Source organism: Streptomyces sp. NPDC101393, assembly GCF_044767385.1.
In the GTDB taxonomy this organism is placed as follows: Bacteria; Actinomycetota; Actinomycetes; order Streptomycetales; family Streptomycetaceae; genus Streptomyces.
In genome coordinates this window covers 187,411-195,618 of record NZ_JBIWNU010000006.1, presented here as the reverse complement: position 1 = coordinate 195,618, position 8,208 = coordinate 187,411, and the positions used below count along the sequence as shown (strand labels likewise).

The window sequence follows — 8,208 nt, the reverse complement described above, 5'->3', positions numbered from 1 at the left end:
CTACTGCTGCGGACCGGCCCTCAGGGCCCGGTCACCGGTGGGTTCTCCGGTTGGCCGACGGCGCTCAGCGTGCTGTCCAGTTCGCGCCGGTCGATCTCGATGCCGAGGGTCGTGGTGACCCGCGAGACCAGGAAGTACACGCCGACCAGGCCGATGATCTCGACGATCTGCCGGTCGCCCCGGTCCCGCCGTACGCGTTCCAGCAGAGCGCCGTCCACCTCGGTGCCGGCCGCCGTCTGGGCGACGAGGGCCAAGAGGTTCTGCTGCGGGCGGTCGAAACACGACGCGGCGAGGTCGTGCGCGCGCAGCGCGGCGAGCTGACCGGCACCGATGCCGAACCGCCCGGCGAGCTGCTCATGCTGCGCCCATACGTAGTCCGAGCCGAAGCACCGGGAACTGGCCAGGATCACCAACTCCCGGTCGCCATCGGTCAGTTCGCCTTCCGTGAGCTGGGCGAAGCCGATGTTCGCCACGGCGGTGAGCAGGCCGGGGCTGTGTCCGAGCATGCGGAAGACGTTGAGCAACGACGCATCCTGCGGGTCGCCGTATATGGGTGTCGGCATCCGGAATTCACGGGCGAACTCCGGATAGGGGATGCGGGCCACGAGGGTTCCTTTCAGGGGGTGCGGAGGACGGGCCCGGCGAGCCGCAGGGTGCCGGTCAGCAACGTGCCGACGGCCTCGGTCTCGGTCAGGAAGCCGTCGTGCCCCTGCCGGGAGCTGATCACCTCCAGCCCACGGCAGCCGGGCAGCTTCTCAGCCAGCTCGCGCTGCAACCGCAACGGATAGAGCCGGTCACTGTCGATTCCCGCGACGACCGTCGGCACCGGGCAGCCGGCCAGCGCGGCGTCCACGCCGCCCCGCCCCCGTCCCACGTCGTGACCGTTGAGGGCCGTGGTGAGCACCACGTAACTGGCCGGGTCGAAGCGGTCGACCAGCTTGCGTGCCTGGTGGCGCAGATAGCTGTCCACGGAGGCCAACGGGTGGCCGGGGCGCTGCGGGTGGTTCCCGAAGCGTTCGTCGAGGTCGAGCTCGGTGCGATAGGTGAGATGCGCGATCCGGCGGGCCACGGCGAGCCCGGCCCTCGGACTGCGTCCGGTGCCGGGGTAGTTGCCGTCCTGCCAGTCGGGGTCGCTGGTGATCGCTGCGATCTGCGTGGTCTGCGTGCCGATCTGGTCGGCCGTCGCACGTGCCCCGACGGCCAGTACGAGCGCCGCCCCCACACGGTCGGGGTAGCCGATCGCCCACTCCAGCGTCCTGGCCCCGCCCATGGAACCGCCGACCACCGCCGCGAACCGGCCGATGCCCAGCACATCGGCCAGGGCCGCCTCGGCGGCAACCTGATCGCGGATGCTCACCTCGGGGAAGCGGCCTCCCCAGACTCCGCCTTCGGGGTGCGGGGAGGCCGGACCGGTGCTGCCCCGGCAGCCGCCGAGCACATTGGCCGCCAGCACACACCAGTCCCGGGTATCCAGCGCGCACCCCTCACCGACGAGGCCCTGCCACCAGCCAGGGGTGGGCCGGCCCGGCCCGGCGGCCCCGACCACGTGCGAGTCGCCGGTCAGCGCGTGCAGCACCAGGACCACGTTGTCCCTGGCCTCCGAGGGCGTACCCCAGCACTGCACCTCCAGGTGCACCTCGGGCAGCACCACCCCCGACTCCAGTGCCAGCGGGCCCACTTCGATGAGGCACGGCCGGCCGTCGGGCGGCGGCATGTCCGCCCGACGGCCGGACCGCACCACGTCGACGGTCACTGCTCCACTGCGGTGAAGCCCGCGCGCAGGTCCGCCAGGATGTCGTCGATCGACTCCAGGCCGACCGACAGCCGCACGGTGGCGGGTGTGACGCCGGCGGTGAGCTGCTCCTCCGTACTGAGCTGCGCGTGGCTGGTGGTCGCCGGGTGCAGCACCAGCGACCGCACGTCTCCGATGTTGGCGACGTGGCTGTGCAGGGTCAGCGCGTCAATGAAGGTGGTTGCCGCCTTCTCCCCGCCCGCTATCTCGAAGGCGACCACGGCACCGACGCCGCGCGGGGCGAGCCGCACACCGCGCTCGTACCAGGCCGAGGAGGGCAGCCGCGCGTAGGCCACCGATTCCACTCCCGGATGTTCGGCGAGGAACTCCGCGACCGCGGTGGCGTTCTGCACATGGCGCTCGACCCGCAGGCTCAGCGTCTCGATGCCCTGCCCCAGCAGGAAGGCGCTGAAGGGGGAGAGGGTGGCACCGAGGTCGCGCAACAGCGAGACCCGCGCCTTGATCGCGTAGGCGGGCGGACCCAGCTCGGCGTAGACCAGGCCGTGGTAGCTGGGGTCCGGGGTGGTGAAGTTGGCGAACCGGCCGGAGGCCCAGTCGAAGGTGCCGCCGTCGACCAGCACACCCGCGATCGCGGTCCCGTGCCCGCCGAGGTATTTCGTCGCCGAGTGCACCACGATGTCGGCCCCGTGGCGCAGCGGCTGAAGGAGGTAGGGCGTGGCCACCGTGTTGTCGATGAGCAGCGGGATGCCGTGCTCATGGGCCACCGACGCCACCCCCTCGACGTCGAACACGTCATTGCGGGGGTTGGAGATGCTCTCCCCGAAGAACGCCTTCGTGTTCGGCCGGACGGCGGCCCGCCACTGCTCCAGATCGTCCGGGTCCTCGACGAAGGACACCGTGATGCCGAAGCGGGGCAGCGTGTGCTGGAAGAGGGTGTAGCTGCCGCCGTAGAGCCGCGGGCTGGTCACGATGTGGTCGCCCGCGGTGGCCAGGTTCAGCACCGCGGTGGCCACCGCGGCCTGCCCGGAGGACAGCAGCAGCGCCGCCACACCGCCCTCCAGTGCCGCGATGCGCTGCTCGATCGCGTCCTGGGTCGGATTCATGATGCGGCTGTAGACGTTGCCCGGCTCCTCCAGCGAGAACAGCGCCCTGGCGTGCTCGGTGCTCTCGAAGGCGTAGGAGGTGGTCTGGTAGATCGGCAGCGCCCTGGCATCGCCGGCCTCCGGCGCGTACCCGACGTGGATCTGCTTGGTCTCGAAGCTCCACGCTTCGGCGGGGTCCGGATGGCTGCCGTCGTCGGGGCCGGCGTTGACGTCGTCGAGTAGGGGCACAGCTTTCCTCCTGAGAAGAACAGGGATTCATCACGCGCATCGGCGGAGCGACATGGCCTGCCGGTAATAGGCGTGTGGGATTCAAAGGGAATGAGGAGGAGCCGATCGCGCTTCAGCTCCGCTCGGTAAAAGATATTAACGAGATGAATCACAGTTCAACAGGCGCGCACCGCGTATACGTGAACGGACGTCAACGGGTTCGCCGTACATGAACAGAACCTTTCGGCTACGCGTCACTGTTCATGCAGTATTTACAAATGCGCGAGGGGTGCCCCTTCGGCGGAAGAGAACTCGACACCACTGCGATCCGAATGAGGAAACTACGCATGACGCGCGTAGACAGCAGCGATCAGCAGCCCGACGAACCGTCGATGAATACCGAACGGACTTCACGCATTCACGAGTTCGGGCGCTCACGACTTCGCGCATAAAGGCGCACAACGGCAGCGCACACGGCAATGCATTTCGCTGCCACTGCGCCGCACATCAACCAGCCGGGCAGTCACATACCGCTGTACGGCCACAGGGAACGCGGCAGCGGTGCCGCGCGCATCCGCCGCGCCGACGGGCGCCGGCAGTTACCCCGACCGAACGGGCCGGGGCCCGCGTTCATCCAGGTCAGGGCGCTTGTGCACGCCAGGCCGGGCGGCCTGTCGCCGGATCACACAGCTTGACGTCGACGCTGTTCCATCTGGTCGGCCAACTCCACCCAGCGTTCGGCGCAGCGGCGCACGAACTCGGCGACCGAACCCGCGCAGTGGGCGGGCACCTCGTCGAGCAGCTTGATCTGTTCCTCCGTGCCTGCTGCCTGCCGGTGCAGCCACCGCAGCAGCAGCCGACCCGCTTCGGTGAAGCGGAGCGCCGGGTCCTTGGCCAGGGTCTGCAGGAGAGCATCGAGGCTGTCCTGACTCGGCATCTCCTCCTGCGGCCGCCGTACGACCTGGTCGGGGGAGTTCCGCTGGCGGGGCGGTACGGGGTCGTCGCCCCGGTCGAGCCTGCGGCGGACATCGAGCACCGTCGCGGGGGACAACCCCACGAGGCCGGCGATCCGGCGCAGCGAGGCACTCGGGTCGCTCGTCATCAACTCCCCCGCCAGCCGCCTGCTTTCGGCACTCTGGATCGGACGCACCCGGCCGTCCCGACCGATCCGGCTGTTCGACTGCTGCTGCTCGCCGGTTGAACGCCGGCGCAGGTCGGCCACCGTGCGCGCGGACAGTCCGGCGCTGGCCGCGATGGCCCGATCCGACCAATGAGGATGCGAGTCGATGATCCGTTGGGCGGCGACCATGCGCTCCATTTTGGACAGCAGCATCCCGTGCGTGGTGTTGGCCTCGACCGACAGCACGTAGGCGTCCTGCGCGCTGCCGGTGAAGAAGCGCACCGCGATCTCACCCTCCCCGCGCAGCTCAGCGGCGCGCAGTCGGTGCGCGCCGTCGATCACCCGCATCGTTGACCGGTGCACCACGATGGGCGGGAGCTCGGCACCCGATTCGGCCAGTGTCCGGCAGTGCTCGGCATTCGCGCCGTTCATCCGGGGCGAATCACCTGCCGACAGCAGGGTGATCGGCACGCGCGTCGGGGGCGTCAGGCCGGCCTGCGCCACACGGTCGGACACCGCGGGGTCAGAGGTCGCGGAGTCGGATATGGCGAGGTCGGATATCGCGGGCTCGGACGCCGATTCCTCGCGCAACACACCGTCGAACACCGCTACACACAAATCCGCAGCGGTCGTAGTCATCTCGTCGCCCATGATTCAGCACCCTCCGGTGCAACCGGACGACCTCCGGGCGGGCGGGATTACTCGCGCACAGCCACGAACAATTGTCGCGGCCCACCGATCCCCCAACTTGGCAAGCAATTGATCCCCCAGGCTCATTCACTTACGACGACCACGACGGTGAAGCGGAGCGACCGGAAGTGTGCTGGTTCGTCATCACGATCCACGCGAACCTGCCAACACCCCTTGGCACCTTCACCTGGCGCCGAACATACACTTCCGCTGCCGACGCCTGTCAACTGCGAAAACACTGCCGGAAGCCCGGATTCCGCGGATACCGACAGTGACCGTGAACAAGGCCGTTTTCGCCTTGGGGGTGTGGACAGGATTGATACCGACCAGGTCTGCACCAGTGACATATTCGCTTTCGCGGGTAACCGGCAACCCCGGCCGGCACCACTTTCAGTACCACCGGCCCGGCACCCCACCCGCCATTCGTCGCACGGCTGTGAGAAGCGTCATACGTGCATCACGCACGCATGCCCGGACCTCCTCCGGCGGCTCGGCGGCTCCCCGACGCACCCCTGAGACGGAACGGGCGGAGGCAACCACTGCCTGCCACCCGACATCGGAAGCAAGAGGAGCACCCGCCGAATCGGACGAAGCGCGCCCTTGCCGGTGGCCTCCGGATCAGCCGGTGTCCCTGGCGGGCACAACCATCCAGGCCCGCGCCGGCACGTCCGCCGGCTCACACTCCGGGTCGCCCGGCCCGCCGAGCCGAGCACCGGACCGGCCACCTCGGCAGGCCTCGCGAGAGCTGTCGCCTCCGTGTGCCGCCGGGGCCGGTCCGCGCGTGGCCGTGGCGACGCCGTCGACGGTCGTCCGCGCCCCGCCGCACATCTCCGCGCCCGCCCGCAACACGTCAACCGCCCGGTGACGCATCGCTTGAGGTGAGCCTTCCCACCGCACACCGCTCGGCCATGCGCCGGGGTGCCGGGGGAGACCGGAAGAGTTTTCAGGCACGGACCGATTTTGTTGCGTTCGCCCCCACGACAGCAAGTACGGACTTCATTGTCCCCTAGCACCGAAATGTGTACTGACAGCGCCGCCCCCTCACCCTTCAGGGGCCGTGCAGCCGTAACCGCCACCGACGGGCGCTCCCGGAGATCCCCAGGCCGCCGAGGCCACCCCAGCCGCCTCAGGCGACACCGTTTGAACGATCAAAGTACCGGGGCGCTAGCATATGAGCACCGCCTAGCTCGAAAGATAAACCTGTGACTGTCAATGACGACTCGTTCACCAACTGGAAAAACCGCGAGGAGATCGCGGAGTCGATGATCCCGATCATCGGGAAGCTGCACCGGGAGCGGGACGTCACGGTCCTGCTTCACAGCCGCTCCCTGGTGAACAAGTCGGTGGTCAGCATCCTCAAGACCCACCGGTTCGCCCGGCAGATCGCCGGTGAGGAGCTCTCGGTCACCGAGACCCTGCCGTTCCTGCAGGCTCTGACCACGCTCGACCTCGGCCCGTCGCAGATCGACATCGCGCTGCTGGCCGAGACGTACCGGACCGACGACCGCGGTCTGTCGGTCGCGGAGTTCACCGCCGAGGCCGTCACCGGCGCCACGGGTGCCGACAAGATCGAGCGCCGCGAGCCCCGCGATGTCGTCCTCTACGGCTTCGGCCGCATCGGCCGCCTCGTCGCCCGCCTGCTCATCGAGAAGGCCGGCTCGGGCAACGGCCTGCGGCTGCGCGCCGTCGTCGTCCGCCAGGGCGGCGAGCAGGACATCGTCAAGCGCGCCTCGCTGCTGCGCCGCGACTCCATCCACGGCCAGTTCCAGGGCACGATCACCGTCGACGAGGCGAACAGCACCATCGTCGCCAATGGCAACGAGATCAAGGTGATCTACGCCAACGACCCGTCGGAGATCGACTACACGGCGTACGGCATCAAGGACGCCATCCTCGTCGACAACACCGGCAAGTGGCGCGACCGCGAGGGCCTCTCGAAGCACCTGCGCCCCGGTGTCGACAAGGTCGTCCTGACTGCTCCGGGCAAGGGCGACGTCCCGAACATCGTGCACGGCGTCAACCACGACACGATCAAGCCGGACGACCAGATCCTGTCCTGCGCGTCCTGCACCACCAACGCCATCGTGCCGCCGCTGAAGGCGATGGCGGACGAGTACGGCGTCGTGCGCGGCCACGTGGAGACGGTCCACTCCTTCACCAACGACCAGAACCTGCTGGACAATTACCACAAGGCCGACCGACGCGGCCGCTCGGCGCCGCTCAACATGGTCATCACCGAGACCGGTGCCGCCTCCGCCGTCGCCAAGGCACTGCCCGACCTCAAGGCGCCGATCACCGGCAGCTCGATCCGCGTCCCGGTGCCGGACGTCTCGATCGCGATCCTCAGCCTGCGGCTCGGTCGTGAGACCTCCCGTGAGGAGGTCCTCGAATACCTCCGCAACGTGTCGCTGACCTCCCCGCTCAAGCGGCAGATCGACTTCACCAGCGCCCCCGACGCGGTCTCGAACGACTTCATCGGCTCGCGTCACGCCTCGATCGTCGACGCCGGCGCCACCAAGGTCGACGGCGACAACGCGATCCTCTACCTCTGGTACGACAACGAGTTCGGCTACTCCTGCCAGGTCATCCGCGTCGTCCAGCACGTCTCCGGGGTGGAGTACCCGACCTACCCGGCCCCGGCGGTCTGATCCCGACGAACGGTCCGCTCCGGTGCCACCACCGGAGCGGACAGTAGGTCACCCGGCCACCACCGACCGACCCACGGCCACACCGCGACGCCCCGGCACCTGGTGCCGGGGCGCTGACGTTTCCCGGGCGACACCGACCACGTCGCACCACCGCGCCGCCGATCCACCCACCGCAGCGCCGGGCCCATCGGCCCAACTCGCCCGTACGCGACGCGAGGTGGTACCTCAGTCCGGGCGACGGCCATCCGCACACTGCCCAAGTCCGAGTGGAACAACGGCCCTCGGGACGGTTTCGGCGGCCTGCTCGCCGGCGGAAGCAGCCCTGCCCGACATCGAGTCGCAGCTCAGCACGCCCTTGGGGACCGCCACAAACGCCTCTGGCCACCCGCGCACTGAGCGCATCAGCAACGAGGCTGCCACGACACGATCACGGCCTTCCTTCAAAGACGAGGCCGGCAACACTCCAAATGATTCATGACGGTGGGCAAATGGGTGACCCTGCATCCGTTCCCGTGACTGGCCCCAGGGAATTCCCGTTGCCCGCTGGAGGGAACAGCGAACGAGCCTGTGGACCGCCGTCGGAAATGCTGCTTGCCGGTGCAGGGGCGGCGGTCCTCGGCGACCGTGCCGGCCATGGCGCCCGAGCGAATCGGAGGAGAGGCGATGCGATGCGTCGTCGGAATCCGG

The 8,208-nt window shown here is 68.8% G+C and carries 5 protein-coding genes; 1 reads left to right on the top strand and 4 read right to left on the bottom strand.

Annotated elements, in window-relative coordinates; genetic code table 11:
• Positions 1–20: 20 nt before the first annotated feature.
• The 4 genes from ACIRQ7_RS20670 to ACIRQ7_RS20655 all read right to left on the bottom strand — a co-directional run bounded on the left by ACIRQ7_RS20670 (position 21) and on the right by ACIRQ7_RS20655 (position 4,834).
• Entirely contained in the window at positions 21–605 is a 585-nt protein-coding gene (locus ACIRQ7_RS20670) for a carboxymuconolactone decarboxylase family protein (RefSeq protein WP_404264157.1), read from the bottom strand.
• A gap of 11 nt (positions 606–616) precedes the next feature.
• Positions 617–1,753: a homoserine O-acetyltransferase gene (locus ACIRQ7_RS20665; protein ID WP_404264155.1), complete on the bottom strand. Its 1,137-nt coding sequence runs from the start codon at positions 1,751–1,753 to the stop codon at positions 617–619.
• The gene (locus ACIRQ7_RS20660) at positions 1,750–3,084 is read right to left on the bottom strand and encodes a bifunctional o-acetylhomoserine/o-acetylserine sulfhydrylase (RefSeq protein WP_404264153.1); all 1,335 of its coding nucleotides are present in this window, start codon (positions 3,082–3,084) and stop codon (positions 1,750–1,752) included. The genes ACIRQ7_RS20665 and ACIRQ7_RS20660 overlap by 4 nt, the downstream gene beginning before the upstream one ends.
• A gap of 661 nt (positions 3,085–3,745) precedes the next feature.
• Entirely contained in the window at positions 3,746–4,834 is a 1,089-nt protein-coding gene (locus ACIRQ7_RS20655; RefSeq protein WP_404264151.1) for a ParB/RepB/Spo0J family partition protein, read from the bottom strand.
• Between the two features lie 1,241 nt (positions 4,835–6,075).
• Between ACIRQ7_RS20655 and ACIRQ7_RS20650 the strand changes: the two genes are divergently transcribed.
• Positions 6,076–7,521, top strand: coding sequence for a glyceraldehyde-3-phosphate dehydrogenase (locus ACIRQ7_RS20650; RefSeq protein WP_404264149.1), 1,446 nt, complete (start codon positions 6,076–6,078; stop codon positions 7,519–7,521).
• The last annotated feature ends 687 nt before the right edge of the window (positions 7,522–8,208 follow it).